Below are 26,984 nucleotides of genomic sequence, written 5' to 3'. Positions count from 1 at the left end.
ACGGCGGTTGACGCAATGGCGTAGCTGCCTATAATCGTCAGCAACACGGCCCCTGTCGGTTGATGCGCTCCGGCGCTGAGATTGCTCAGGGGTTTTTTATTGCTTGCGATTTACCAATCTCTCGCCTTCCAGTCATCGTCCACGCCCATCCGGTCAAGCCCAAGATCCAGGTGTGTCAGGTCTGGAAAGTCATTTTCCAGCAACGTTTTCAGCCGAGCACCCCAGCTCGATGAGGGATTGATGATTTTCATCAGGTGTTGGGTCATGCACAGCAGCATGAAGGGACGCGCCTGCCGCTGAGGATCGTTATGAAACGCTGCCAGTGAAGGTACTTGGCCCACTGGCGGTAGTTTCGGCTGATCAACGATGTTGCGATTCCACAGCCGGCTGTGATGTGCGCATACGTTGCGCAGGTAGTTCAGGCTGCGCAGCCAACTTGCGAAGATGCGGCCATTGCTGATGTTGTACTGCGACGAAATGGCGTCCTGATCCGCTTCGGTCATGCCGTCGAATAGCGTCGACAGTGTGCCGAAATCCCAAACCTCGCACGCTACCCACACGGCCAACGGCAGGCCGTACTTCTCTTTGTTATGGCGTATGAAGTCTTCTTTGGAGCGGTTGATCAGCGTTGCATGCTTGATCAGCCAACCATGGTGTTTGGTCAAGCCTGTTTGGCCATCCAGCTTGCTGGAGAAGCTCTCGTGAAACAGCTCCGGTTGCAGGTAGGCGAACTTGTGATGCTTACCCAGGCCATGGGAGATGTCTACCCGCAGGGCGATTTCAATGCGTTCCAGTGCATCCAGCACGAGCAACCGCAGTTTCTTATCAAACACATACAGGTCGACAGCGTTCTGGAAGGTTGTACCTGGGCGAAAGTCGTCGAGCGGTAGCCGGTCTTGTCTGACCTTTTGGGGCTTTTTCCCGCTATGCGGATCGAGAGGGCAGCAAAGTTCTGTACGCTCGCGGAAAGCAAACCAATAGCCGCTCAGCCGGTAATAGCCGATGCGCTCCAGGTAATCCAATGCCCTGGCATTGTCCGTGACGGTCATGCCGCGGTCTATGAGCTGGTCGAGCTGTTCCTGGTAGCTTTTCCAGGGCTTTGGATAGGTCTGGGTCACGAGTGCAGGCAAGCCATCACGATTGATTAGCGCCTACTGTACCTGAAAGTACGACAGGCTCAGATTCAGAGCCTGTCGTACTCAATTGCTGCGTAGCCGACGTGTGGCTATTGAACTAGTCAGTGAGAAGCTCAACCTGCCGCCGCAAAGCCTCAAGTTCGCTGAGCAGTGCTTGCTCTGCGTGGCTTTGCTCAATCACTTCGCCAGTATCAAGGTTCAGCCAGCGTGCATCGGCAATTCTCACTTCTTTGATTTGGCGATCATTTTCCTTTCGACTGTCCGAGCGCATCTGCACGGCTTTGCGCAGTTCGTACTTGCTCGCCGGGTTGCCGTGGTTGATGAGTAGCGTCGCAGGCTTGTTGCAGCCAAAGCCATCGGTACGGAACAGGAAATCCAGCAGCATCTGTTGATCGGCATGGGCTGAGTAATAAGGCGACATATCAATCACCTCTGCCTGATCAGGTGACAGGCTATCCATGGGGGCAGGGGATGCTGCAGCACGCTGCATCAGCTCGGCTCCTTTTGAGCCGGCAGACTGGTAGCCGGTAAGAATCACGGTGTTGCGTGGATCATTACCCCAGCGCTCCAGATAGCTGACCACCGGGCCGTTGTCGCACATACCAGAGCTGGCGATCACGATATCAGCCTCAAAATTGGAGGGCTGCTTGGGCTTTGCCATGCTCAAATATCCGCCATCACCTACCTTGAATCGGCCATGTTCTACCAGACGCTGCAACATGGACTGAATCTCGTCGGCGTGCATGGCCAGTGACTCACACAGTTCAGTATTCAGGTACTTGAACTTGCCGTTAGGCGACGTGCTGCACAGGTGTTTTGCATACACCTGAGTCACCGCGTGGCCCAGTGGTGCGTGAACATTGGCTGTGATGGGGCGCGTATTGCCGCCATAACCGGGAGATTGTCTGCTCGCAGGCAGGCTAACTTTCACCCAATGCAGAACGTCCATCAGCAGCTCCTGAGCACGGTGCAACGAGAAGGCCGGCAGCAAAACCTTGCCGCCCTTAACAAACAGGGTGTGGGCGATGATTTCTGCCAGGCGTGCCAGCCGCAGTTGGGAATCCTGATGCTCTTGTGCCCGCACGCGTCCGCCGTAAGTGGACTCAACAACGATGTAGTCCGTGTCAGGAAATGGATGTTGACCGCTCTTCATCAGCGGTAGATAGGCGTTCTCATCCGTCTGGCAACCCACGTCACCGCTGAAGCAAATAGAGCGATTACTGCCATTCACCTTCCAGCCAATGCTGATCAAGCAGGCACCCAGGATGTGGCTGCTGCGCAGGTAGGCCATCCAGATCCCTTCAGCCAAGCGAATGCTGCGACCCCACTTGAAACCGAGGTCGTCATCCAGAACGCTCCAGCGAATCTGCTTTACCTCGTGTTCAGAAAACATGCCGCTCACCCGTGCTGCGTCCAGCAGCATCAGTTCGGTAAGTTCACGGGTTGCACGGGTTGCGTAAACCAAACCGGTAAAACCTTCACGTACTAGCCGGGGCAGCAGGCCACAGTGATCGATGTGTGCATGCGTGAGCAGTACATATTTAAGGCGCGCAGCCTGGAAGGGAAACGCTTGGCTATTAGCCCATTCCTCACGCTCATCGCCTTGGTGCATACCGCAGTCCACCAGAAACTGCGTGTCAGAGTCGGTGTGATGCAGCCAGGTGCACGAGCCACTGACACCTTCGATTGCGCCAACAAATTTGATTTTCAACATGACTATTTCCTTTCTTGGGGCGACAGCAGGCGTTGCTCTCGGGCATTGAGCCGGGCTGTCTGAATTAAGTTTTTTAGGTGTGGCGAAGCGTGATGAGGCTCAGTCGCTCAAGGCCAATGCACTGCCCGCAGAGGAGTAGTGCCGGGCATACAGCCCCTGATACAGCTGCTCGGCGAAATGCCTTTCGCGCCGGTCAGCCGTACTGTCATGACCGAGGTAGGGGAAGTGATCGATAAAGCGGCCAAACAGGCGCTCGCAATCGCTGCGGTAACGACGGGTATCCAGAATGTGCGCTTGCCACAACTGCCAGGCTGCACCAGAAGGCATCAGCAGTTGATTGGGGTAGCACTTCTTCAGGTTAAGAAAGCGCCGGTACTCCAGCTCGGCACTGGCCCAGTCCGGGCATTGCGCCTGGGGTGCGAAGTGCAGAGCAAATAGATCCAATTGCTCGATAGCGGGGTCGAAGGGAAGTGGTTGAAGGTTTGTCATGACGGGCTCCTCTGTGATGACGGAGCCAGTTTCGATGTGTGGATTCCACAACCAAGACCGTTTATCGCCAATCGTCGAGTAGCGCCTTCACGGCTTTTGAGTCGCGATAATCGCGAATAATCAGGTCACGATATTGCTCAAGTGCGGGAGTATCGCTCTTGATCTCTAAGGCCGTCTGGTAGGCCTTTTCGACATCACCATTCAAGTAGTACGCCATCATGATGTACCCCTGAGACAATGCCGCTGCCTGTAAGGCGGCTAAGTGCAGAAGGCTTGTACAGTGAGCGGGGCCAATACCCATTTGCGGCAATGTGTCGGCAAAAGGGTTGGGCAGCGGCTCGCTTTTCAGATCGCAGCCTCCCGCCAGCATGTCCAGAAAACCAGTCAGCTGAGAAGGGATGAATCCTTGGCCGGCTTGGCTCTGTTGGTCGATCAGCAGCGTCTTAGCCCAAGCTGCATAGCTGGCCCGAATTGCGGCATCGGTGAACAGTTTGAGCACGACCTTCGGCTCGGCGAACACGCCCTGCAGCAATACCGCGTTTACCAGGCATGTGCGATCCGCAGCGTTAAAGCTCCAGCGCTTTTTCTCGCTGGAACTGTATTCAAAGCTTTCCTTCTGCAGCGTGATCAATTCCGCCGTCGCCAACACCTTGACCAACGTATTGACCGCATTACGCAATTTAGGGTGCTTAGCTAGAGGGATGCCAAGCGGGTCGCCAACGGCTTGTTGCAGCGTTACCCAGCGTTCAGCGGCCACAGGATGCTTCCAGCAAACGATCAACCGAATGTTGGCTGGCATAATCTGTCGAGTAACTGGCAACCTGCTGCGCTTGGCTGAACCAGTCCGGCTGATTACAGCGCTGATGGCTTGACCATTGCGCTACCGCTCGTAATTCATCATTGCGCCGGTACTCAACAATAACGCCCCGGCAGTAGCCCGCCTGCATCCCCTCAGAAACCGAACCAAACCAGCTGACCAGCTTGTTCTCCTGGCCACTACGGTCGTACATCGCCACGAGTTCATTGCAGGCGTTAACAAGCTTGACTGACTCCGGCTCAGATGACCTGGCCAGGGCGCAAGCGGGCAGCAAAAAGAGGAGGGTTAGATAGCGCAGCATCACGACTTGGACTCCATGTCAGGTGTATTCAACGTAGGTTCAACAGCATCGGCGCGAGGACTGTTCTGCGCCGTATGGTCGATAAGCGCGGCTGGGGGGCACAGGTACAAGGCCAGCAGGTAGGTGCTCAACCAGAGAGGCTGTAGCAAGATAGGTTCAATCGCCGAAGTAAGCCCCCCGCTTAGCAAAGCACCTACGCAGACGATTAATGAGGCAACGCCCAACACCCTGAGTAGCCTGACCAATCCCTGCCAGAAGCTGTAGCCAAAGAGTCGGCAGTAGTAAGTGAAACGTCGCTCCAGAACGATAAACAGTACAAAAGCGATGATTTCAAAGCGCGACAACTCCAATATTCCCCGGCCGTGCTCGAAGCAGCTTTCGTAGGTGACTACAAGTCCAATCACGCCCAGCACGGGCAAGAGTGAGGCCAGCATGAGCAGCAGCAGTTTTTGCAGCCCGTAGGTCAGGCCGGAATCAAGAACTACCAGTAATGAAACAGGGGATTTGGCCATAGTCAGGCATCCTTTCCAGTCAATCTTTTATTCAGTACACAGGCGTGGTTTTAGGTTTTATCGAAGTGCGGCAAGCGCGCTTTCAGCCGTTCAATCGTCCAGCGCCACTTGGGCGTAGTGGGCCGGCAGACGGTGTTCTGATTGCCGAACAGGCCGACTTCTTTGATGGCCTGTTCAACTGGCACGGTTTGCAGCCACTCCACCGCCACGAAGTATTCGCACAGTGTTGGGTCGTTGCGCTGTTCGGCGTGGTAGGTGCCGCGTGTGGCGGCTTGCAGCACCGGGATGTCGACGCCGTTGTGCATCACGGTGAAGTCTGCCGCCGCCGTGGCCCGTCCAGTGACACGGCCGACGCCAACATAGCCTTGCTGCGGAATGTTGACCCACACCCGGTCGCCAGGGGCGAGCATCTTCAGGCTGTTGCTGTACCAGGTGCCGCCACCGCCACAGATGAAGCCGAATTCCTGTGCATCCAGCCAGGAGCGCGTCGAGCTGTGGCCAAACGAGCAATAGAATTCACCATTCCACGGCTCACTCGGGCCGTCGCTGCGGGTGTTGCTGGCATTGGCCTGGGTTTCCACCGGGTCGAGCAGCCAGGCGCGGCTGATCAGTTGCTGTTCGCCCAGCTGGAACACCTGGAAGCACAGCACGTTGATGGCGATGTCGCGCTCGCTCAAATACGCCACGATGCGCTCGGTGCTGGCGTCCAGGCCGGACGCGACGATGATGATCTGGTGGCTCTGGTTGAGCGCCTCTTCATCCAGCGGCAGGCCGAAGTAAGCCTGAAAGTCCGCCGCCAGATCGGCGTCCTGGCGGTAGCGCTTGTAGATGGCGGCAATATCCTCGGCGGCCAGTTTTTCCACCCAGGAGGCATAGTCCAGCGCCTGCGCCACCACATCGCGCGGGGTGCGGTCACGCTTGAGCTCGATCAACACCAGCGAGGCATCCGGGGCAATGGCCAGCAGATCGATTCGCCCGCCCAGCCCGGTGCTTTCCTGCCGGCCGATCAGCATCCACTCCTCCGACAGCAGCCGTGGTGCGCTGACGATCATGTCTTCCAGCAACTGCTCGCTGGGCAGAATGCATTCATGCAACTGGCTGGGTTGACCACCGACCGTCCAGATTTGCGTTTTGATGGGCATGGGGTTGTCCTTAACGTGATGCAGCCGGCGAGCCGCTAGGCCACCGCCTGCTGGACCAGGGTGCTGGCCAGTTGCTCGTGGAGTTGACGGGCCTGGGTCAGGCGGGTTTTCAGTTGGTCGCAGAGGGTCATCAGCTGATCGAGCTTGGCGACGATACGGTGTTGTTCGGTGAGGCCTGGTAACGGAAGGGGGATAGCCTCCCACTTTCCTTTGTTCAAAATCGCAATGGTTGTACTGGATGACTCGCTCCAAGCTTTGGCTTGGAAGTATGCGGAACGTGCGGCAAACCGCAGATATTGTGGGAGACCTTTGTACAGGGTTGCCGAGTTGATTTGTTGATTGAAGGAGCAGTCCCGCTCAATCAGGTTGCACTTACCAATAGTGCCGATGCAAACCATCAGTAGAGAGCCAGCCTGTGCTATTCGGCCGCCTTGAGATGCGCCTAGGGACGACAAACCTTCGCCGCTGTAGTCAATTTTATTGGGGTAGATGTCGCCGGGTTTTATGAATGGAACGTCAGAGCCGAATAGTTCGGGTTGGCTTTTACTGGGCGTTGTACCTGTTTGAGTGAGAGAAATATCACCAAGGCGAGTCCACACCCATCCAGTAGGTAATACAAACGGCTTTTCATCGTCCGATATTTTCGCTAGCGGCTTCTGCTTCTTGATCTTCCCCTCAGCCACTAAGCGCGCCTTTTCCTCTGCAATCCGTTTAAGCAACTCACTGGCCGGCTCATCGCTAGGATCTTGCGGCACGAGCTTTCCCATCACCGCCAGTTGCAGCAGGGTTTGTTTGAGGGCGTCGATGCTGGATTCGGTGGTGAAGAGGGTGTGGAAGTGTTCGGCCAGGCGTTGCCAGTTCTGGGAAAAGTCTTCGGCATCGCTGGCTTGGGTCAGGCTGTCGAGCAGCGCTTGCACCAGTTGGGTGTGGGCGATTTCGGCGTCGGCCTGCTGGGCTTCCAGGCGGTCGCACAGGGCCATCAGTTCATCGACTTTGGCGACGATGCGATGTTGTTCGGCGAGCGGCGGGAAAGGTATTAGAAACTGGGCCAGTTTCCCAATGCTGAGACCTTCACGCGAAACGCCGACCTGCACATCCATTACGGTCTGCTGGACCAGTTGCGAGACCAGCACCACATGAAGGAACGGCTGAGTGTCGCTTGAAACTGGCCGAATAATAGTTACGTGCTGACTAACGTTACCCGTATCAAAGTCAGAAGGAACTGTGGCACAGCGTCCAATAGACGCACCTGTGATATTGAAAAGCAGGTCACCTGCTTCAACATGTGTTCCCGACATTTTTTGGTGTGTTGCTTCAGGTATGAAAGCAACGTCATTAAGGCGAAGCCCTTCATTCCAAACGTTCTGAGATCGAAGAAATTTGACCCCGTCAGCCACGTAAGCCTGTTTCCCACCTAATGGAGTGCTACCAGCCCCAATTTTCTTAAGCAGTGAATCAAGCCGTACCCACTCCCAATGAGTGGGTATGACAAAAGGTGTTTCCTCTTTCGCAATCTCCGCCAGCGGCTTCTGCTTCTTGATCTTCCCCTCCGCCACCAACCGCGCCTTTTCCTCGGCAATCCGCTTTAGCAGCTCACTGGCCGGCTCATCACTCGGATCTTGCGGCAACAGCTTGCCACGCACCGCCAGTTCCAGAATCAGCTCGCGCAACTTCTTGATGCCATTGGGCGCACCGGCCAGCAGTGGCAGATTGTCGGTGAGCAACGCCGTCATACCTGGCGCTCCAGGGCTTCTGCCAGCACGGCCTTGAGCTGGTCGCGCAGGCTGTTGATCTCGCCTTGCAGGCTGGCGTAGTTGCGCAGCAGTTCGTCCGGGTCGTGGCTGACCTGCTCGCCGATGTGCGGGTTCTTGCAGTCCAGGTTCCAGTTGCGTGCTTGCAGCTCCTCGATGCCGACCTTCCAGGCGAACTGGTTTTCCACCCGGGCGGCAAAGCCATCGGCTTCGCTGCCCCACCAGGCTTCCTCCACCGCGAACTCTTCGATGCGCATGGGCTTGGTCTTGGAGTAGCTCTTGTAGCCGGCCGGGTACTGGTGCTCGTAGAACCACACGTCTTTGGTCGGTGTGCCCTTGGTGAAGAACAGCAGATTGGTCTTGATGCCGGTGTAGGGGTTGAACACGCCGTTGGGCAGGCGAACGATGGTGTGCAGGTTGCACTCGGTGAGCAGCTTTTCCTTGATGCGGCTCTTGATGCCTTCACCAAACAGAAAACCATCGGGCAGCACCACGGCGGCGCGGCCGCCGTCCTTGAGCAGCTGCATGATCAGCACCAGAAACAGGTCGGCGGTTTCGCGGGTGCGGAAGGCGGCGGGGAAGTTGGTTTCGATGCCGTCTTCTTCCATGCCGCCGAAGGGCGGGTTGGCGACGATGCAGTGCACGCGCTCGCTCGGGCCCCAGCTGATCAGCGGTTTGCTCAGGGTGTTGTCGTGGCGGATCTGGCTCGGCACCTCGATGCCGTGCAGGATCATGTTGGTGGTGGCCAGCAGGTGTGGCAGCGGCTTTTTCTCCACGCCGAAGATGCTGGCCTGGAGGATGCGTTCGTCCTCGGCGGTTTTCACGTAGCGGCTGCGCTTGTGCTCGATGGCACAGGTGAGGAAGCCGCCGGTGCCGCAGGCCGGGTCCATGACCTTTTCGTCCAGCTTGGGATCGACCATGCGCACCATGAACTCGGTGACCGGGCGCGGGGTGTAGAACTCCCCGGCGTTACCGGCGCTCTGCAGGTCGCGCAGCAGCTGCTCGTAGAGGTTGCCGAACTCGTGGCGTTCCTGGGCCTTGTTGAAGTCCACGCCTTCCTGAATCTTGTTGATGACCTGGCGCAGCAACTGGCCGGACTTCATGTAGTTGTAGGCGTCTTCAAACACGCTGCGCACCACGAAGGCGGCCGGCGTGGTGCTGTATTCGTGCAGGTTCTGCAGCTGCGGGAAGAGGTTGTTGTCGATGAAGTCCTTCAGCGCATCGCCGGTCATGCCTTCCGGGTCGGCGGCCCAGGTACGCCAGCGGCAGCTGTCGGGGATGGGCGAGCGGTAGTTGTCGTCCAGCAGCTCCCACTCCAGCTCGCGGTCATCGAAGATCTTGAGGAACAGCAGCCAGACCAGCTGGCCGATGCGCTGTGCGTCGCCGTCGACGCCCACGTCCTTGCGCATGATGTCCTGGATGGATTTGATGGTTGAGCTGATGGACATAACAAATTCTCGATAGGTGCGGCAAAGCTGGGGATTGTAATGATGTCGGTGGGTCAGGTGGGCAAGGCTGCGCCGTTGCCCACCCTACAAGGCCATGGCTAACTGGCGTATAGCTCGTCTTCCAGCTCATGAATGGCCTTGTTGTAGCCAGCCTTGCCGCCAAAGGCTTTCACCAACTCGATGGGTGCACCAATCTGGCTGAACGGATCGAGCTGGAGGATTTTGATGTCCTCGATATGCTCGATGCCGGTGTCGGCGTATTTATCCAGCAGTGCTTCCAGCACCTGGCGGGCTGCGCCAGAATACTTGGCGAAGTAGTTGCGCTTTTTCACCTGCTCGGCGCGCTCCTTGCGCGACAGCGGTGGCTGGTCGAAGGCGACATGACAGATCAGGTCGAACGGATCGAGGGGCTTGCCCTGTTTCTTTTCCACTTCTTCGGCCAGGGCTTCCCACATCACGCCCTGGGTGGCCATTTCGTCGATGATGGCCTTCTTCTGCTCGGCATCGCTCCAGCGACGCAGGAAGTCATCCAGCGAGGCGAACTGCTTTTGTACGCAGGCGCGGGTGTAGTCGTGCAGCGATTCGGTGATCAGTCGGCCATCCGGGCCGTAGTACTGCACGCGCTCGGCGATGACGAAGACTGGAACTCCTGCTACGACATATTTGATGCGTGGGTTTTCGCCACCACCACCTTCGCCAGGCCCTGCAGTGGTGGGATCGTCTTCTCCACTACCTGATTGCTCGGTGTCGCTACCCTCAGGCTCCTCGGGCGGTACGGGTGGCTCGTCTGACCCTGGCTCGTAAATCACAACTGGGTCGCCATCAAAGGCCGGGTCGGCGAACAGCTCGGTGGCCTTCTTCAAGTCCATGATGGTGAACCAGTACTTGCCGAAGTCCTCGTTGATGCGGGTGCCGCGACCGATGATCTGCTTGAACTCGGTCATCGACTTGATGTGCTGGTCGAGCACGATCAGCTTGCAGGTCTGGGCATCGACGCCGGTGGTCATCAGCTTGCTGGTGGTGGCAATTACCGGGTAGCGCTCTTCCGGGTTGATGAAGTTATCCAGCTCGGCCTTGCCTTCCTGGTCATCACCGGTGATGCGCATGACGTACTTGCGGTTCTCGGTCACGCGCTCGGGGTTGAGGTTGACCAGGGCTTGGCGCATGCGCTCGGCGTGATTAATGTCGTCGCAGAAGATGATGGTCTTCTGGAATGGATCGGTGGCTTTGAGGAACTCGGTGACCTTCTGGGCGACCAGTTGGGTGCGCGCCTCGATGACCAGGGTGCGATCCATGTCCTTGAGGTTGTAGATGCGGTCTTCGATCAGCTCGCCATTCTTGTCGAGCATGCCCTTGGGTGGCCGCCAGCCTTGCAGGTCTTTGTCGAAGTCGATGCGCACCACTTTGTAGGGCGCGAGAAAGCCATCTTCGATGCCTTGCTTCAAGGTGTAGCTGTACACCGGCTCACCGAAGTAGGTGGTGCTGGAAACGTCCTTGGTTTCCTTCGGCGTGGCGGTGAGGCCGACGTGGGTGGCGCTGGAGAAGTAGTCGAGAATCTCGCGCCAGGCGGAATCCTCGGCGGCGCTGCCGCGGTGGCATTCGTCGATAACGATCAGGTCGAAGAAGTCGCGGGAGAACTGCTTGTAGACGTTCATCTCTTCTTCAGCGCCGGTGACGGCCTGATAGAGCGACAGGTAGATCTCGTAGGAGGTATCGATCTGCCGTTTGGCGATTTTGGTCATCGCCTGGCCGAAGGGCTTGAAGTCGTTGTTCTTGGTCTGGTCGACCAGGATGTTGCGGTCAGCCAGGAACAGGATGCGTTTCTTCTGTTTGGACTTCCACAGCCGCCAGATGATCTGGAACGCGGTGTAGGTTTTCCCGGTGCCGGTGGCCATGACCAGCAGCACCCGGTCCTGCCCACGGGCTACTGCTTCAACCGTGCGGTTGATGGCATTCATCTGGTAGTAACGCGGCATGCGCCCAGAGCCGTCGTCGTAATAGGGCGCGGCAACCTTGTGCTGGGCCTGGTCATCCAGGCCCTTCCACTGGCAGTAGCGCTGCCAGAGTTCATCCGGGCCGGGGAACTGGTTGAGGGGCAGTTCGGTTTCTAGCTGGCTACCGGTGCGGCTGCGGTCATGGAACAGAAAGCCATCGCCATTGCTGGAGAACACAAAGGGCACATCCAGCGCCTCTGCATAACCCAGCGCCTGCTGCATGCCGGAGCCAATCGAGTGCTTGTTGTCCTTTGCCTCAATCACGGCGAGCGGCAGGTTGGCCTGGTGGTAGAGGATGAAGTCGGCCCGGCGGGATTCGCCCCGACTGTGCAGCTTGCCCCGGACGATGATGCGGCCCTTGGTGAAGCTGACTTCCTCGCGCACCTGCTTGTGCATGTCCCAGCCAGCCTGCTGGATGGCAGGGGCGATGTATTTGCTGCAGATGTCCCGTTCGGAAAGCGACTTTTTGTCCATAACCCCAATTCCCTTTCAAGCCGGCATGGTCGCTCCATTCCGGCACTGCTGATCGTGCTCGATTGGCGCAAATGTACCTTGTTTGGCGTTGATTGGGTGGGGCAGGCAGGGCAGACGGATTTTAGCGGCTAAAGTTCGAGGGCTTGCCGATCATGAGCTGGAGGGCGTAGATTTCCCTTGTCGTGACCCAGAAGGGCCGATGTTGGGCCAGTACGAGTGACTCGACTGGTACCGTGTGTAGCTCAGAAGAGCACAGCGGACTTCCTTAGTTTATTAGGAGGCCGCCGTGCCTACTCAATCGAAAACTCTCATCAAGTCCCGCTCTACAGCCTTCGAACGCCAAGGTGGTCGCTGCTATTACTGCGGCTTTCCAATGTGGCGAGGTTCCATCGAGCACTTCGCTCGCCTTCACGGTATTACTCTTGGTCAGGCTAGGCAGTTCCAGTGTACTGCTGAACATCTGCTTGCTCGGCAAGATGGGGGTGGGGATGGGCGGAGCAATATCGTTGCCGCTTGTCTTGTGTGTAATCAGCGGCGACATAAGCGCAAACAGCCACCTAAGCCTGAAATATTCAGGCTGTTTGTTCGGCGGCGTTTGGGGCAAGGGAGGTGGCATGTTCTCAAAGTGACGTGAGTTGCAAGTTTGATAGCCAAAGGATGGAAGTTAGGTCTGTCCTAGCGCACATGCTGGGTTTGGTAAGATAATTACGAAGTAATCTTTTTGCTTTTGACTTCTGCTTCAATTAAGGCGCGAAGATCTTCGTGTATGGGAAAGCTTGGTATGGCTAGCCTGCTTAGACCAGAAAGTTTTGCTGCTTCAGAAGTTCCTTCGTAGCGTTTTTTGGCAGTGGCTTTAATTGCTTCAAGTAATACTTTGCCCTTTATCGTTTTTACGCCGTACTCACCTAAATCCTTCCATCGTTTGGACGGGAACTCAACAGATTCTTTAGGTAAGCCTCCAATTGCTGATTGGTAAGCGGAGTTGAAGTCGCGCTCGACTTCTGTGCTGTTTAAGGATTTTAAAGCATCGTCTAAAAGTGACTCTGCAGTATGCAGGTCAATCGAAAATACATTGGCTATATGTTGTGGTTTGCATAGTTCTGATTCTATGTCAGAGCCTTCGGGCATCCATAGCGGGATTTTGTGGGTGTCATACTCCATTTTCTTTTCCCACTGAATTTTATCTGAGTCGGACATGAAGTCGCGGTCGCGGTGAATAAGTGCGCCGATTGACATGGCTTCTTTTAGTTTAATAATTGATCCGCCGCGCTGAAGGCCGCTTGAACCGAAGGTGGGCCATATTAAAACCTTTCTGGCTAGGTCTGGCCATTGATTGACAATATTTTTCATGTATTTCATGTTGCCATCTTCGGTGAAAAGAATTATCTCTTTGTCTAGGGCTCCCCAGCCCATGCGCTGTCTAATTGTGTCTTCTTTTTCTTGTCGGAGTTTCCCGTCACTTATCCAGTTTACTTTAGATACAGATCCTGATGCCCTTACTAGGCTTGGTGAGTGTGTCGTTAATAGAAATTGAGTGTCAGGGAATTTTAAAGCAGCCTCTTCGATTGCTTTTATCAGAAGTTCTTGGGTGCCTGGGTGGAGATGTGAGTCGGGTTCGTCTATGAGAAGTAATTTTGGTTTGAAGTGTAGTAGATAGGCGAATATTTGTACTACCTGAAGGAAGCCGGTGCCAGCCATTTCCAGTGGTCTCCACTGGGAGTCCAGGGTGCGTTTGCTGGTCTTCATTTCGGGTGTTAAGAATTTTGCTTCTATATGAATATCACGTAAGCGATCAAACTTTACCCAAAATCGTGTTCCGGGAAATACTTTTCCTACCCAGTGATTGAGATCTGTGAGTTCCGCGGGCTCCTCTAGGCTTTCATTCCCTTTTAGTCCTAGGCCGAGCAGTATGTGTCGTAAAACTGAACCGCCTTCTCCCGAGGCCGCTCTGCGGTGGAGGACGGGGGTGGCAAGAAGAGTTTCGGTCTCAGCAAGGCCGGCAAGCCCTGGAATGTATGCGGTGAGTTGTTGGTCGGCGGTAAAGCTTGATGCCATTGGTCCTGTGATTGACGTTTTGGTTCCTGCATCGTTTCTTGCGGAGTACACGCCAATAGTCGTGTCGCCATTTGTTGTGCTAAATGTGACTTTGATGCGCGGTGCGCTTTCTCCGCTCTGAAGTCTCTTCTTGTGTGGCAGTTGTAGGAAATCGCGACTCGGGGTGTAGTCCATTTGTTCTAAGGTGGTTTTTTGGTTTGGGTCTCTTAGAACTGCACACCTTACTGACCAGTGGACGGCTTTGAGTATTGATGACTTGCCTGATCCATTTTCACCGACTAATAGAGTCACTGGCCCCAGTGGTATGGTGGTTGCATTGTCGATGCGCATGAAATTTTCAATTGTTATTGAATTTATCATCTTTGTCCCTGATTTTTGCGGGTCGGTGCGAGGTTTGTCTGTGGTGACTTTGCTATGAGAGTTTTTTAGCTAAGTCTTCAGTCTTTGGGTGGTAGTACCGCATCAGCATTCGAGTGTCTTGGTGTCCTGTGATCTTGGTCAGTTCGTGCAGTGGGAAAATTTCGGCCATGCGCGAGGTGGCTTCATGGCGTAGGTCATGGAAGCGCAAGTTCATCAGAAACGGATCGTCGCTGATGTGCTTGTCGATCTTGGCCTGAGAAAGCTTTTTCTGTTTGAGGTGAAGGCTTAGCCCTTCTGCGTAGGCACTGCGTGCATCGACGATGGCGTCCGCGAAGGCCTTGGTGATTGAATCTGGCCGGCTTCTAAAACAGCGGCCATCGTCGCGTTTGGTGAGACTTTCCATTATCTCCACCGCCTTGCTGGATAGGGGGACGCCACGGGCGGTTCCGTTCTTGGTCATGGGCAGTAGGGCGACCCGCTTGGCCAGGTTTACGTTGCTGCGCAGCAGGCCGGTTATCTCGCTTCGGCGCATCGCCGTTTCCACGGCGAAGGCGACGATCTTCGGCAGCTCGGCCGAGCGCGAGTAGCGGTAAATCATTTCCAGCTCATCGAGGTGCTCGCAAATCAGTACGCCGTCGCGCAGTGTCCAAACGTCTGCGCTCAAGATGCGCCTATCTCTGGCGTCATCAACACTGGGCTGGCGAATCAGCTCCACGGGGTTGCTCAAGGACTCCATACGCCACTCTTTGCGAGCGATGGTGAAGACATGAGAAATCAAAGCAAGCTCGCGACGGACTGTGGCCGCTGCCAGCCCCTCTGCGAGGCGTTGATCGCGGTAGCTGGCCATGTCGGCGCCACGGATACTGGCGAGTGATCGTAGGGCCAGCGGATGGCGTTGCAGAGCCTGGATGCGGGATAGCTCGGAGTCGCTACTGCGCTTCTTGCTAGTAACCTGCTCGGCGTACATCTCCAGGGCTTTGGCGAAGGAGGTCGATTCCGCTTCGTTACGGCTGACGAAGATGCCGGCGTCCATTTCGCGCTCGATCATCGTTGCCCAAGCTTTCGCTTCAGCCTGGGTGTTGAAAGTGCGGGTCTGTTGGGGCCACCCTTTACGCCTGATTTGGGCGTGCCACTGGTATGGACCTTTCTTCCTGATCGTCGCCATCGTCAATCGCACTGTGCCAAAAATGTGCCATTAATCCTACAGGAATACCCATGGAACCCGCAAAAACCGCGCTAATACGCGAAACCTTCCCCGTTGGCCCTTTGCAGTGCAACTGCACGATCATTGGCGACTCTGTGACGAAGCAGGCCATCGTGGTCGATCCGGGCGGTAATCCCGATCTGATCATGGCGCGCCTGGAGGCTCATGGCCTCAAGGTGGTGAGCATCATTCACACGCACGCTCATCTCGATCACTTCCTCGCTTCCGGGCAGATGAAGGAGAAAACCGGCGCTACGCTGCATTTGCATAAGGCAGATCAGTTCCTCTGGGACAACCTGGAGATGCAGTGCAACATGTTCGGTGTGCCTTACACGCCAGTGCCGGCACCGGACAGATGGCTGGCCGATGATGAAGAGCTGGCCTGCGGTTGTGGGGTGGCGCTGCACACACCCGGGCATACGCCGGGTTCGATGAGTTTCTGGTTCGAAGACGCCAAACTGCTGATCGCCGGTGACACCCTGTTCCGGCGCGGTATCGGGCGTACCGACCTGTGGGGCGGTGATTACGCCAGTATCGAGCGCTCGATCAGGCAGCGGCTGTACAGTCTCGATGAAGATGCCACCGTGGTCACCGGTCATGGCCCGGATACCCGTCTGGGCGACGAGATGCGCGAGAACCCTTTTATCCGAGCGTGACAGGGCACTATTGGGCAAGTGATGACTCAAATGGCCATCACTCACTGTTCATGGAGATGCCTTCATGTTCCGCCTGTCCCTGATCGCCCTGTGCACCTCTGCGCTGCTGCTCACCGGCTGCGCCTCTCGCAACCCTTATGAGCAGAGTGCGCCAAGCTCCAATCGCACTGCTACCTACGGCGGCCTGGGCGCGCTGGCCGGTGCGGCGGCTGGCGCCCTGATCAATCATGACGACCGTGGCAAGGGCGCGCTGATTGGCGCCGCCGTGGCGGGTGCCGCTGCCGCCGGTTACGGCTACTACGCCGACCAACAGGAACAGGAGTTGCGCCGCAGCATGCAGGGTACTGGCGTCGAGGTGCAGCGCCAGGGCGATGTGATTCAGCTGATCATGCCCGGCAACATCACCTTCGCCACTGATTCGGCAGAGATCGCCAGCAGCTTCTATCAGCCGTTGAATAACCTGGCCAACTCCTTCCGCCAGTACAACCAGAACAGCATCGAGGTGGTTGGGCATACCGACAGCACGGGCTCGCACAGCTACAACATGGGGCTGTCGCAGCGCCGTGCACAAAGCGTGGCAGACTATCTGCTGGCGCAAGGGGTCGATCCGAGCCGGGTGAGCACGCGTGGCATGGGGCCGGATCAGCCGGTAGCGAGCAATGCCACGGCCGAGGGGCGAGCACAGAACCGGCGTGTCGAGGTGACACTGCGCCCGCTGCCAGGCGTGCAATAACCACAGACGTTGCAGCGACCGGCCGCAGCTCGCAGTCCTCAACCGCCCGGGCTGATAAGCTTGGGCGGAACTTCGTCGCCCCTTGGCGGCTCGAAGACCGTGGCATGTCTGCCCCATACCAAGAATCTGCAAGGAAACCTTATGAAGACCAGGCGTAATCTGATCGCAGCGACTGCGCTCATGGCCCTGCTGGCCGGCTGTACCACCAACCCCTATACCGGTGAAAGCCAGGCTGGCAAAGCCGGTATCTATGGTGGCATCGGTGCTGCGACCGGTGCAGTGATCGGTGCGGCCACGTCGAGCAAGAAGGATCGCACCAAGGGGGCACTGATCGGTGCGGCCGTTGGTGGCGCGGCCGGTGGTGGTTATGGCTATTACGTCGACACCCAGGAGGCCAAGCTGCGTCAGACCCTGCAGGGCACTGGCGTGCAGGTGCAGCGCAACGGCGATGATCTGAAACTGATCATGCCGGGCAACATCACCTTCGCCAGTAATTCGGCGGATATCTCCAGCAGCTTCTATCCGACCCTCAACTCGCTGGTGCTGGTGTTCAAGGAGTTCAACAAGAACGGCGTGAACATCGTCGGTCATACCGATAACACCGGTTCCCTGGAGCTGAACCAGAGCCTGTCGCAGCGCCGTGCGCAAAGCGTGGCCAACTACCTGACCGCCAATGGTGTGCCGGGTCAGCGTATCTCCGCATATGGTGCCGGGCCGAGCCAGTCGATTGCCAGCAACACCAGCGAAGCGGGGCGCGCGCAAAATCGCCGCGTCGAGATCAACCTGCGTCCGCTTTAAAGCCGTATCGCGTTGTACGAAGCCTCCCTTCGGGAGGCTTTTTAATGCCTGCAATCATCGTTGTGCGGGCGTTCGGAGCCTTATCCGCAGGCATTTCTGACAACCTATACGACCGACTGTCGCATCTCTTCTGGCAAAAGGCCACCTGTTCCAATCCTGACTAGACTGCTTGCTGTGGTTCTGTGAAGTCCGCGTGCGGATGACTCGTGCGCGTTGGTTCTGGATGACCGAAGGAGAGCGAATGGACGACAGAGCTGTCGCACGGCCACCGCGGCCCTGGACGCCACTGCTGGTCGCGATTGCCTTGCTGCTAGGGTTGGGTGGGTTGATCTTCTGGCAATGGAACTCCCTGCAAGTGCTGGAGCAGGAGGAAAGCCAGAGACGTTTTCAGCTGGAATCGCAGGAGATCGGCCAGCGGGTGCTGGCCCGCATGCGCACCTATGAAATGGTGTTGCGTGGCGTATCCGGCCTGATGATTGGCAGTGACCAGGTTTCGCAAAGTGAGTGGGGCCGTGCGCTCGACCAGTTGCAATTGCAGGATCGTTATCCGGGTATTCAGGCTGTTGCCTGGTCGCGTTATCTGCAGCCGGAGCAGCTCGCTGACTTCGCGGCTGAGGTGAAGGCCGAGGGGCGGCTCGATTACCAGATTTTCCCTCCCGGCGAGCGAGAGCATTATCTGCCCATCGATTACGTCAGCCCGCTGGACTGGCGCAACCGGCGTGTGCTCGGCTTCGACATGCTCAGTGATGCGGTACGGCGCGCTGCCATCGAGCGCAGCCTGGAAACCGGTGACGCCAGTTTGAGCAGGCCGTTGGTGTTACGCCAGGAGGTGGACGTCAATGTGCAGTCAGGCGTGCTGCTGTACTTGCCCGTGTTCCGCCCGGGGCTGCCCATCAACACCCTCGAGCAGCGCCAGGCGGCGCTATTGGGGATGGTGCACGGCGCATTCCGCAGCCAGGACTTGATGGATGGCATTCTTGGTGCGCAGACGCGGCTGTTCGACATCATCCTGCAGGACATGCAGGCAAGTGATCTGCAACTGCTCAGCGGTGAGGCACTGGCCAATGGTTGGCGTCCGCTTTTTCGCAGCCAGCAGACCTTGTCGCTGTATGGGCGCAGTTGGACGCTCGAGGTCATCGGGACGCCCGAATACGAGCGCAATCTGGTTGATCGCACCGGTTCATTCGGGCTCTGGGCCGGTCTGCTCGCGACGCTTTTGCTGTCGATGCTGGTCGGTGGCTTCCTTTACCAGCGCGAGCGCAAGTTACAGCTCACCGAGCGTGCCGCTGCCGCCTTGAGCGAGCGTGAAGAGCGCTTTCGCCTGCTGGTCGAGCGTCTGCCGGTTGCCACCGTGCTGTGTGATGCCAGGGGCCGTATCGAGATGGCCAACCGCAGTGCCGCCGAACTGTTCGACTGTCCGCTTAATGCCTTGCCAGGGGAAACCGTGCAGCGTGTGCTGCCAGACATCGCGTCGCCGCATGAGCTGCAGGCGCAACTGGCTGAAGGTGACGAGCGTACCGTGCGTACGCTGCGCGGCGAGTCGATTCCGGTCAGTATCAGTCTCAACCCGCTGCACGAAGGCAGCAGTTACCTGATCAACCTGGTCGACCTGCGTGCCCGCAAGGTGGCCGAGGAGCGTTTCCGCCTGGTGGTCGAGGCTTCGCCCAATGCCATCGTGCTGGTCGATGGTCAGGGGCGTATTGCCATGGTCAACCGGCAGACCGAGCTGCTCTTCGGCTACGAGCGGCAGATACTGCTCGGTGAGCCGGTAGAAATGCTCCTGCCCGCAGCGCAGCGCGGCGGTCACGTGGCGCTGCGTCGCGGTTACCAGGCGCTCCCGGAACCGCGGCGCATGGGCGGTAATCGCGAGTTGTTCGGGCAGCACCGCGAAGGCCACATGATTCCCCTGGAAGTGGGGCTGTCGCCGATACGTACAGGCAGCGAGACGCTGGTGCAGGCGGTGATCATCGACATCAGCGAGCGCAGGGCCGCTGAGCACAAGCTGCGCGAACAGGCCGAGCAACTGCTGCTGGCCAACCGTTACAAGTCCGAATTCCTCGCCAATATGTCCCATGAGCTGCGCACGCCGCTCAACAGCATCCTGATACTCAGCGATCAGCTGCGCCAGAATCTGGCCGGTAATCTCACCGAGAAACAGGCCAAGCATGCCGATATCGTGCACCGCGCCGGTGGTGATCTGCTGCAACTGATCAACGATGTGCTCGACCTGGCCAAGGTCGAGTCCGGGCGAATGCAGCTCAAGCTCGAACCGATCAACATGCAGGATGTGCTGGTGGAGCTCGATGCCAGCCTGCGGCCGATGGCCGAGCTCAAGGGGCTGCGCCTGCATACCGAGCTGGAGGCGGGGGTGCCGCGCGTCATCCACAGCGATCGCGTGCGTCTGCATCAGATCCTGCGCAACCTGTTGTCCAACGCGCTGAAGTTTACCGACCGGGGCGAAGTCACTCTCACGGTCAGCAGTCAGGGGGCGCAGGTGGATGGGCGCGAACTGCTCTGTTTCAGCGTGCGCGACAGCGGTATCGGTATTGACCCGGCGCAGCACGAACAGGTCTTTCACGCCTTTCAGCATATCGACGGCTCCACCAGCCGGCGGTTTGGCGGTACCGGGCTGGGGCTGGCCATCACCCGGCAACTGGTGCTGGCTCTGGAGGGGGACATCAGCCTGCAAAGCGCGCCAGGGCAGGGCTCGACCTTTACGGTCAGGTTACCGGCGCAGGTCGCCTCGCTCAGTCTCGAGACGCCTGCCGAAGGGCCGCAGCGGGCTGGCGAGGGGCCGCCGTTGCTGATCATCGAGGATGACGCCAATTTCGCGACCGTGATCGCCGAGGAGGCCCACGCCCATGGTTTCTCCAGCGTGCATTGTCGTACCGGGCAGCAGGCATTGGGGCTGTTGCAACAGGAGTCGTTCCATGCGGTGATCCTCGACATCCTCTTGCCTGACCTCAGTGGTTGGCAGCTGTTTCGCCGTTTGCGTGCCCAGCCAGCGCATCGGCATACGCCGGTGCATATCATTTCCTGCGTGCCGCAGCCGGCAGGCTGGAACGATGACGGCACGCGCTATCTGGTCAAACCCATCGGCCGCGATGAGCTGGAGCAGGTGTTCTTCGAGCTGCAGCAAGGCACGCAGCAGGAGCAGACCGTGTTGCTGGTCGAAGATGTCGAGGTGGAGCGTGAGCACTATCGCGCGCAACTGGCCGCGCTGGGTTTTCAGGTGGTCGCCTGCGCCGACGGCGAGCAGGCACGCGCAGCCTATGCGCAGGGCCGGTTCTGCGCGCTGGTGATCGATCTCGACCTGCCGGATCAGGACGGTTTCGCCCTGCTCGACACCCTCAATCAGATACGTTCGCTGCAGGGTGTGCGTGTGGTGATCAATACCGGGGTTGACGTTACCCAGCAGACCCTGCAACGGCTGCGGCGCTACAGCGCCGTGGTGGTGCGCAAGCATGGCGACGATACCGATGCGTTGTGCCAGGCGGTGCAGGGCTTTCTCGTCGACGTGCGGGCGCCACAGGCGGCTCGTGGGTTATCCGGCCCGTTTGAGGGTAAACGCATTCTGCTGGTGGATGACGATGTGCGTAACGTCTATGCGCTGACGGCACTGCTCGATGAAGTGGGGCTGCACATCAGCTCCGCCGGTGATGGCCTCGAAGCCATTGCCAGCTACCAGCGCGACCCCTTCGACCTGATCCTGATGGACATGGCCATGCCCAACATGGATGGCTACACGGCCACGCGGCTGCTCAAGCAGGAGCATGGCTGTACGATCCCGATCATTGCGCTTACTGCGCATGCGATGAAGGGGGACCGCGAGAAGTGCATCACCGCCGGTGCTGATGACTACATGGCCAAACCGATCAAGCGTGATGAGCTGCTGGCGCTGCTGGAGCGCTGGCTGGGCATGCCGCCCGTGCCTTCGTCGGGTAATCGACTAACCTGAACGCAGGAGTAACTGAGGCAAGGGCAGATGGACAGGGGGATGACGATGGCCCAGGCGCAGAGCAAGACCGCCGCCTTACCCGCCAAGCAGGTGCTGCTGGTGGTCGATGATCGTATGGAAAACCTCGAGGCCATGCAGGCGCTGCTCGAGGATGGCGAGTGGCAACTGCGGTGCGCCAGTTCCGGCGAGCAGGCCCTGCGCTGCCTGCTCGAAGAGGATGTCGGGCTGGTGTTGCTCGATGTACAGATGCCGGGCATGGATGGCTTCGAGGTCGCCCGGCTGATGCGCGGCAATCCGCACACGCGGCTGACGCCGATCATCTTCGTGTCTGCCATCGCCCAGACCCACGACGCGGTGCTGCGCGGTTACAGCACCGGGGCTGTGGATTTCGTACTCAAACCCTTCGATCCCAGCGTGCTGCGGCACAAGATTCAAAGCCTGCTGGAGCACGAGCACAATCGCTTTGAACTGCAGGCGCTGACCTTGCAGCTAGAAAGTGCCAGAGCCTTCAACGCCTCGGTGTTGGCCAACGCTGCCGAGGGCATTCTGGTGGTGGGCGAGGACGGGCGTATCCAGTACGCCAACCCTGCCATGGCGCAGATGCTCGAGGGTGACGTGAGCGATATGGAGGGCGCCGAGCTGCTCGCGTTTCTCGACAATCCTCTTTGCGCAGACGGTTGGCTGCACTCCGAGTTCTACCTGCACTTCAGGCGCGGCGCGACCTATCGCGTACATGAGGCGATGATGCGTACCCTCAAGGGCGGCTGTCTGCCGGTAGCGCTGTCCTGCTCGCCGCTGCCGCGACAACAGCACGCCATGGTGGTGATCGCCCTGGACATGTCGGTGGTGCGCAACCTGCACGCGCAACTGGAGTCGCAAGCCGTTACCGATGCGCTGACCGGCCTGCTCAATCGTCGTGGCTTTCATCGCGCTCTGGAGTCGTCACTGGCGCGCATCGAACGCAGCGGTCAGCGCGTGGCGGTGCTGTATCTGGATCTCGATGGCTTCAAACGCATCAACGACTCGCTCGGCCATGATGTCGGCGATCAGTTGCTGCGCCGCGTCGGCGAACAGCTCAAGGCCTGCCTGCGCCCCTATGACAGCCTGGCACGCATCGGCGGCGATGAGTTCACCGCGCTGCTGGACAATCTCAACCATCCCGAGGATGCCGCCAAGGTTGCGGAAAAACTGATCGAACTGGTCTCGGTACGCCACACCCTCGATGGCGTGGATTTTACCCTCGGTGCCAGTGTGGGTATTGCCTGCTTTCCCGAGTGCGGGCAAAGCGTCGAAGGCTTGCTGCGTGCCGCCGACATGGCGATGTATGAAGCCAAGCGCGCCGGTCGCCAGCAATACCGCTTCTTCTCGCAAGAGATGAACGGCCGTGCGCGCTCGAGGCTGATGCTCGAAGAAAGCCTGCGCCATGCCATCGAGAACGATGACTTCGTGCTGGTCTACCAACCGCAGTTCCACCTGGGCACGGGGCGCCTGCGTGGTTTCGAGGTACTGCTGCGCTGGCAGCACCGCGTTGCCGGCATCGTCGCGCCGAACGTGTTCATTCCGTTGCTCGAAGAAACCCGCCTGATCAACCGCCTCGCTGACTGGATTTTCCGCGAGGGAGCCATGCAGCTGGCCGCGTTCCGGCAGCAGTTCGGCGCAGACATGGTGCTCAGCATCAATGTCAGCCCGGTGCAGTTCGGCATGCCGCAGTTGGTCGCCGATCTGCAGCGCGTACTCGACGCCCACGGCCTTCAGCCCGGTCAGTTGGAGGTGGAGGTGACCGAGAGTGCGCTGATGCAGGATCTGGAGCTGACCCAGGCGCAGTTGCGTCATCTGCGCGAGCTGGGGGTGAAGATCGCCATTGACGACTTCGGCACTGGCTACTCGTCACTGGCGTATCTGCGTCATTTCGAGCTGGATACGCTGAAGATCGACCGCCTGTTCATTGCTAACATGCTCGACTCACCGCGCGACGCGGCGGTGGTCAGCACCATCATCGATCTCGGGCGTCATCTGGGCCTGGAGGTTATCGCCGAAGGCGTTGAAACCCAGGCGCAGCGCGAGTGGTTGACGCGCCATCACTGCAACATCATGCAGGGCTTTCTGGTAGCGCCAGGGGTGCCCGCCAGCACGGCCATGCAGATGCCGGCGCAACTGGATTGGAGTACGTTGCCCCAGCCGCGCAGCCCCTGAAGCGCCGCAGGCGCTTTAGGCTTGCTGATGCAAAGCCGCGAGTTCGGCGTCCTTCTCTTCCCACAGACGGTTGACCCACTGCTGGAAAGCCAGGCGGTAGTCATCGTCCTGGTCGTAGTTGCGGCCGATGAACTCGCGGGGGATATCGACCTGTCTGAAGTTCACCTGCACGGCATCCAGGCGCCCACAGAGCAGATCCCAGAAACCGGGTACGCCATGGGGGTAGTGGATGGTGACGTTGACGATGGCGTTCAGCTGTTCACCCATGGCGTCGAGCACGAAGGCGATACCGCCAGCCTTGGGCTTGAGCAAATGCTTGAACGGCGACTGTTGCTGGGCATGTTTGGCCGGCGTCAGGCGCGTGCCTTCGAGGAAGTTGAACACCGCCACCGGATTGCTCTTGTAGCGTGCACAGGCCTTGCGTGTGGTGGCCAGATCCTGCCCACGTTTTTCCGGGTGCTTGGCCAGGTACTCCTTGCTGAAGCGCTTCATGAAGGGAAACTCCAGCGCCCACCAGCACAGGCCGATCACCGGCACCCAGATCAACTCCTGCTTGAGGAAGAATTTCAGCAGTGGCATGCGTCGGTTGAGCAGGTACTGCAGCACCAGAATGTCCACCCAGCTCTGGTGGTTGCTGGTGACCAGGTAGGAGTGGCGGGTATCGAAGTGCTCAAGCCCCTGAACCTGCCAGTTGATACGACCCACCAGGCGCACCCAGAATTTGTTCACGCCGATCCAGCTTTCCGCGATGCCATGCATGACGAAGCGCAGCGCCCGTTGTATCGGCGCGAAGGGCAATAGCAGTTTGAGCAGGGCGACGAAGAACAGCGGCCAGCACCAGAACAGGGTGTTCAGCGCCAGCAGCAGGCTTGCGATCAGGCCGCGCAGCGGCGCGGGAAGAAAGTGCAGCATCGGGCGAAAGCCTCCGTAAGCAGGCTATACGCCCGTTGGGCAGCCTGAGAATGGGGGCGTTCTCTGCGCCCCGTATCGGTCGAAAGTGCTGCGGCGTTCCGTGCTGCGAGCGGGTTCGGCGCCAAGGTTAACGAATGTGCACTGACCTGCAAGTGCCAGCCATGACCAGTGGGTGCCATGGTGTGGCGCGCCGAGCGCACCGTAGGCAACGCCTGTGTGCCACGGCGCACCCGGCAGGCGCTTCAGTTCGGCAGGTTGGCCGCCTGAATCGCCGTCAGCGCGATGGTGAAGACGATATCGTCGACCAACGCCCCGCGTGACAGATCGTTTACCGGCTTGCGCAGCCCCTGCAGCATCGGGCCGACGCTGATGCAGTCGGCGCTGCGCTGCACGGCCTTGTAGGTGGTGTTGCCGGTGTTCAGGTCAGGGAACACGAACACCGTGGCGCGGCCGGCCACCGGGCTGTTCGGCGCCTTCTGCCGGCCGACGCTTTCGATGGCGGCGGCGTCGTACTGCAGGGGGCCATCGAGTGGCAGATCCGGGCGTTTTTCCCGGGCCAGACGAGTGGCGGCGCGCACTTTTTCCACTTCCTCGCCACTGCCGGAGTCGCCGGTGGAGTAGCTGAGCATGGCCACACGCGGGGCGATGCCGAAGGCCTGTGCCGAGCTGGCGCTCTGCAGGGCGATCTCCGCCAGTTGCTCGGCGTTCGGGTCCGGGTTCACCGCGCAGTCGCCATACACCAGCACCTGGTCCGGCAGCAGCATGAAGAACACCGAGGACACCAGGTTGTAGCCCGGTGCGGTCTTGATCAGTTGCAGGGCTGGGCGAATGGTGTTGGCGGTGGTGTGGATGGCGCCGGAGACCAGGCCGTCCACTTCGTCCAGTGCCAGCATCATGGTGCCGAGTACCACGGTGTCTTCCAGCTGCGCTTCGGCCATCGGCGCATTGAGGCCCTTGCCCTTGCGCAGTTCGACCATCGGCTCGATGTAGCGACCGCGAATCAGGTCCGGGTCGAGAATCTCCAGACCTTCCGGCAGCTCGATACCTTGCGCGCGGGCGACTGCCTGTACCTCTTGCGGTTTGGCCAGCAGCACGCAGCGGGCGATGCCGCGTGCCTGGCAGATGGCGGCCGCCTGTACAGTGCGCGGTTCGCTGCCCTCGGGCAGGACAATGCGCTTGGCCGCTGCCTTGGCCCGTTGCACCAGTTGGTAACGGAACGCCGGTGGCGACATGCGCAGCTCGCGGGGCGTGCCGCAGCGGGTGGTCAGCCAGTCGTGATCGATATGCCCGGCGACGAAGTCGGCAACCTTTTCCGCGCGTTCACGGTCATCCAGCGGGATTTCCTTGTTCAGGCGGTTGAGGTGGGTGGCGGTGTCGTAGGAGCCGGTGCTGACGGTCATCACCGGCAGGCCACTGGCCAGGGCACCCTGGCACAGTTCCATGATGCGCGGATCAGGAGCGAAGTCGCTGCACAGCAGCAGACCGGCCAGCGGCACGCCATTCATCGCCGCCAGGCTGGCGGAGAGGATGATGTCGTCGCGGTCCCCGGGTGTCACCACCAGGGTGCCGGGCTTGAGCAACTGCACGCTGTTGGCCACGGCGCGGGCACAGAGCACGATCTTCAGCATGCGCCGCTGTTCGTAGTCGCCGGCATTGAGGATGCGTGCGCCGAGCAGCTCGGCAATGTCCTTGGTGCGCGGCGCATTCAGCTCGTCCTGCCAGGGAATGCAGCCGAGCAGGCGGAAGTCCTCGGTCTTGAGCAAGGGTGAGAACTCCTGCAGGCGTTCGGCGAAGGCCTCGATGCCGTCTTCGCTGCGCACCTTGTTGAGGATCACGCCGAGTACCTTGGGATCCTTCGGGCCGCCGAACAGCTGCGCCTGGATCTCGATACGATCCGACAGCTCGGTGAGGCTCTCATCCTCCGGTGCGCTGACCAGAATCACGTCGGCATCCAGGCTCTTGGCCAGGTGGAAGTTGACCCGCGCGGCGTAGCTGGCGTGGCGCGTTGGCACCATGCCTTCGACGATGACCACGTCCTTGTCGACGGCGGCCTGCTGATAGAGGCTGATGATCTCTTCCAGCAATTCATCCAGTTGGCCGTCGCCGAGCATGCGCTCGACATGGCTCAGCGGCAGCGGCTTGGGCGAGTGCAGACCGTGGGTGCGGGCGATCAGTTCGCTGGAGCGCTCCGGGCCGAGGTCGCCGGCATGCGGCTGGGCGATGGGCTTGAAGAAGCCGACCTTGAGACCGCTGCGCTCCAGCGCACCGACCAGGCCGAGGCTGATGGAGGTAAGGCCGACACCGAAACCGGTGGGGGCGATGAAGAAGGTATGCATG

20 protein-coding genes are annotated in these 26,984 nt (G+C 59.0%); 6 read left to right on the top strand and 14 right to left on the bottom strand.

Annotation, left to right across the window (positions count from 1 at the left end; translation table 11 throughout):
- Positions 1-110: 110 nt before the first annotated feature.
- The 10 genes from J7655_RS16920 to hsdR all read right to left on the bottom strand — a co-directional run bounded on the left by J7655_RS16920 (position 111) and on the right by hsdR (position 11,778).
- The gene (locus J7655_RS16920) at positions 111-1,118 is read right to left on the bottom strand and encodes an Abi family protein (protein ID WP_230925429.1); all 1,008 of its coding nucleotides are present in this window, start codon (positions 1,116-1,118) and stop codon (positions 111-113) included.
- 115 nt (positions 1,119-1,233) lie between these two features.
- On the bottom strand, positions 1,234-2,850 hold the full coding sequence (locus J7655_RS16915) for an MBL fold metallo-hydrolase (RefSeq protein WP_230925428.1): 1,617 nt from the start codon (positions 2,848-2,850) through the stop codon (positions 1,234-1,236).
- Between the two features lie 99 nt (positions 2,851-2,949).
- Positions 2,950-3,339 carry a glycine-rich domain-containing protein gene (locus tag J7655_RS16910; protein WP_230925427.1) on the bottom strand — a complete coding sequence of 130 codons (390 nt, stop codon included), beginning with the start codon at positions 3,337-3,339 and terminating at the stop codon, positions 2,950-2,952.
- A gap of 61 nt (positions 3,340-3,400) precedes the next feature.
- Positions 3,401-4,096 (bottom strand): hypothetical protein, encoded by a 696-nt coding sequence (locus J7655_RS16905; RefSeq protein WP_230925426.1) that lies wholly within the window; start codon positions 4,094-4,096, stop codon positions 3,401-3,403.
- Positions 4,086-4,457, bottom strand: coding sequence for a hypothetical protein (locus J7655_RS16900; RefSeq protein WP_230925425.1), 372 nt, complete (start codon positions 4,455-4,457; stop codon positions 4,086-4,088). The genes J7655_RS16905 and J7655_RS16900 overlap by 11 nt, the downstream gene beginning before the upstream one ends.
- Complete coding sequence (locus tag J7655_RS16895) at positions 4,457-4,969, bottom strand: hypothetical protein (RefSeq protein ID WP_230925424.1); 513 nt, start codon at positions 4,967-4,969, stop codon at positions 4,457-4,459. Before J7655_RS16895 ends, J7655_RS16900 begins: the two co-directional genes overlap by 1 nt.
- Positions 4,970-5,019: 50 nt before the next feature.
- A complete protein-coding gene (locus J7655_RS16890) occupies positions 5,020-6,111 on the bottom strand; it encodes an endonuclease NucS domain-containing protein (RefSeq protein ID WP_230925423.1) in 1,092 nt (363 codons plus the stop codon).
- Positions 6,112-6,146: 35 nt separating this feature from the next.
- On the bottom strand, positions 6,147-7,844 hold the full coding sequence (locus J7655_RS16885; protein ID WP_230925422.1) for a restriction endonuclease subunit S: 1,698 nt from the start codon (positions 7,842-7,844) through the stop codon (positions 6,147-6,149).
- The gene (locus J7655_RS16880) at positions 7,841-9,310 is read right to left on the bottom strand and encodes a type I restriction-modification system subunit M (protein ID WP_230925421.1); all 1,470 of its coding nucleotides are present in this window, start codon (positions 9,308-9,310) and stop codon (positions 7,841-7,843) included. The genes J7655_RS16885 and J7655_RS16880 overlap by 4 nt, the downstream gene beginning before the upstream one ends.
- A 98-nt stretch (positions 9,311-9,408) precedes the next feature.
- Positions 9,409-11,778: an EcoAI/FtnUII family type I restriction enzme subunit R gene (hsdR, locus tag J7655_RS16875; protein ID WP_230925420.1), complete on the bottom strand. Its 2,370-nt coding sequence runs from the start codon at positions 11,776-11,778 to the stop codon at positions 9,409-9,411.
- Between the two features lie 373 nt (positions 11,779-12,151).
- Here hsdR and J7655_RS21130 point away from each other — a divergent pair, with 373 nt between their 5' ends.
- Complete coding sequence (locus J7655_RS21130) at positions 12,152-12,412, top strand: HNH endonuclease (protein ID WP_420850955.1); 261 nt, start codon at positions 12,152-12,154, stop codon at positions 12,410-12,412.
- Positions 12,413-12,483: 71 nt separating this feature from the next.
- Here J7655_RS21130 and J7655_RS16870 read toward each other — a convergent pair whose 3' ends face one another.
- Positions 12,484-14,193, bottom strand: coding sequence for an ATP-dependent nuclease (locus J7655_RS16870; protein WP_420850894.1), 1,710 nt, complete (start codon positions 14,191-14,193; stop codon positions 12,484-12,486).
- Between the two features lie 52 nt (positions 14,194-14,245).
- Positions 14,246-15,241: a tyrosine-type recombinase/integrase gene (locus J7655_RS16865; protein WP_230925418.1), complete on the bottom strand. Its 996-nt coding sequence runs from the start codon at positions 15,239-15,241 to the stop codon at positions 14,246-14,248.
- A 167-nt stretch (positions 15,242-15,408) separates the two neighbouring features.
- Here J7655_RS16865 and J7655_RS16860 point away from each other — a divergent pair, with 167 nt between their 5' ends.
- The 5 genes from J7655_RS16860 to J7655_RS16840 all read left to right on the top strand — a co-directional run bounded on the left by J7655_RS16860 (position 15,409) and on the right by J7655_RS16840 (position 23,735).
- On the top strand, positions 15,409-16,053 hold the full coding sequence (locus J7655_RS16860; RefSeq protein ID WP_230925417.1) for an MBL fold metallo-hydrolase: 645 nt from the start codon (positions 15,409-15,411) through the stop codon (positions 16,051-16,053).
- Between the two features lie 64 nt (positions 16,054-16,117).
- Positions 16,118-16,786 (top strand): YiaD family glycine zipper/OmpA-like lipoprotein, encoded by a 669-nt coding sequence (locus J7655_RS16855; RefSeq protein WP_230925416.1) that lies wholly within the window; start codon positions 16,118-16,120, stop codon positions 16,784-16,786.
- Between the two features lie 141 nt (positions 16,787-16,927).
- Positions 16,928-17,584, top strand: coding sequence for a YiaD family glycine zipper/OmpA-like lipoprotein (locus J7655_RS16850; protein WP_230925415.1), 657 nt, complete (start codon positions 16,928-16,930; stop codon positions 17,582-17,584).
- A 241-nt stretch (positions 17,585-17,825) separates the two neighbouring features.
- Positions 17,826-21,542 carry a response regulator gene (locus J7655_RS16845; protein WP_230925414.1) on the top strand — a complete coding sequence of 1,239 codons (3,717 nt, stop codon included), beginning with the start codon at positions 17,826-17,828 and terminating at the stop codon, positions 21,540-21,542.
- A 45-nt stretch (positions 21,543-21,587) separates the two neighbouring features.
- On the top strand, positions 21,588-23,735 hold the full coding sequence (locus J7655_RS16840) for a putative bifunctional diguanylate cyclase/phosphodiesterase (RefSeq protein WP_230927748.1): 2,148 nt from the start codon (positions 21,588-21,590) through the stop codon (positions 23,733-23,735).
- 15 nt (positions 23,736-23,750) lie between these two features.
- Here the strand turns inward: J7655_RS16840 and J7655_RS16835 are convergent, their stop codons facing one another.
- A complete protein-coding gene (locus tag J7655_RS16835) occupies positions 23,751-24,647 on the bottom strand; it encodes an acyltransferase (RefSeq protein ID WP_230925413.1) in 897 nt (298 codons plus the stop codon).
- Positions 24,648-24,889: 242 nt separating this feature from the next.
- Positions 24,890-26,983 (bottom strand): phosphate acetyltransferase, encoded by a 2,094-nt coding sequence (gene pta, locus J7655_RS16830; RefSeq protein ID WP_230925412.1) that lies wholly within the window; start codon positions 26,981-26,983, stop codon positions 24,890-24,892.
- Position 26,984: the final 1 nt, after the last annotated feature.

This window comes from Pseudomonas wenzhouensis (assembly GCF_021029445.1).
Classification (GTDB): domain Bacteria; phylum Pseudomonadota; class Gammaproteobacteria; order Pseudomonadales; family Pseudomonadaceae; genus Aquipseudomonas; species Aquipseudomonas wenzhouensis.
Note: the sequence above shows the minus strand (reverse complement) of the source record. Positions and strands in the feature narration are given on the sequence as shown.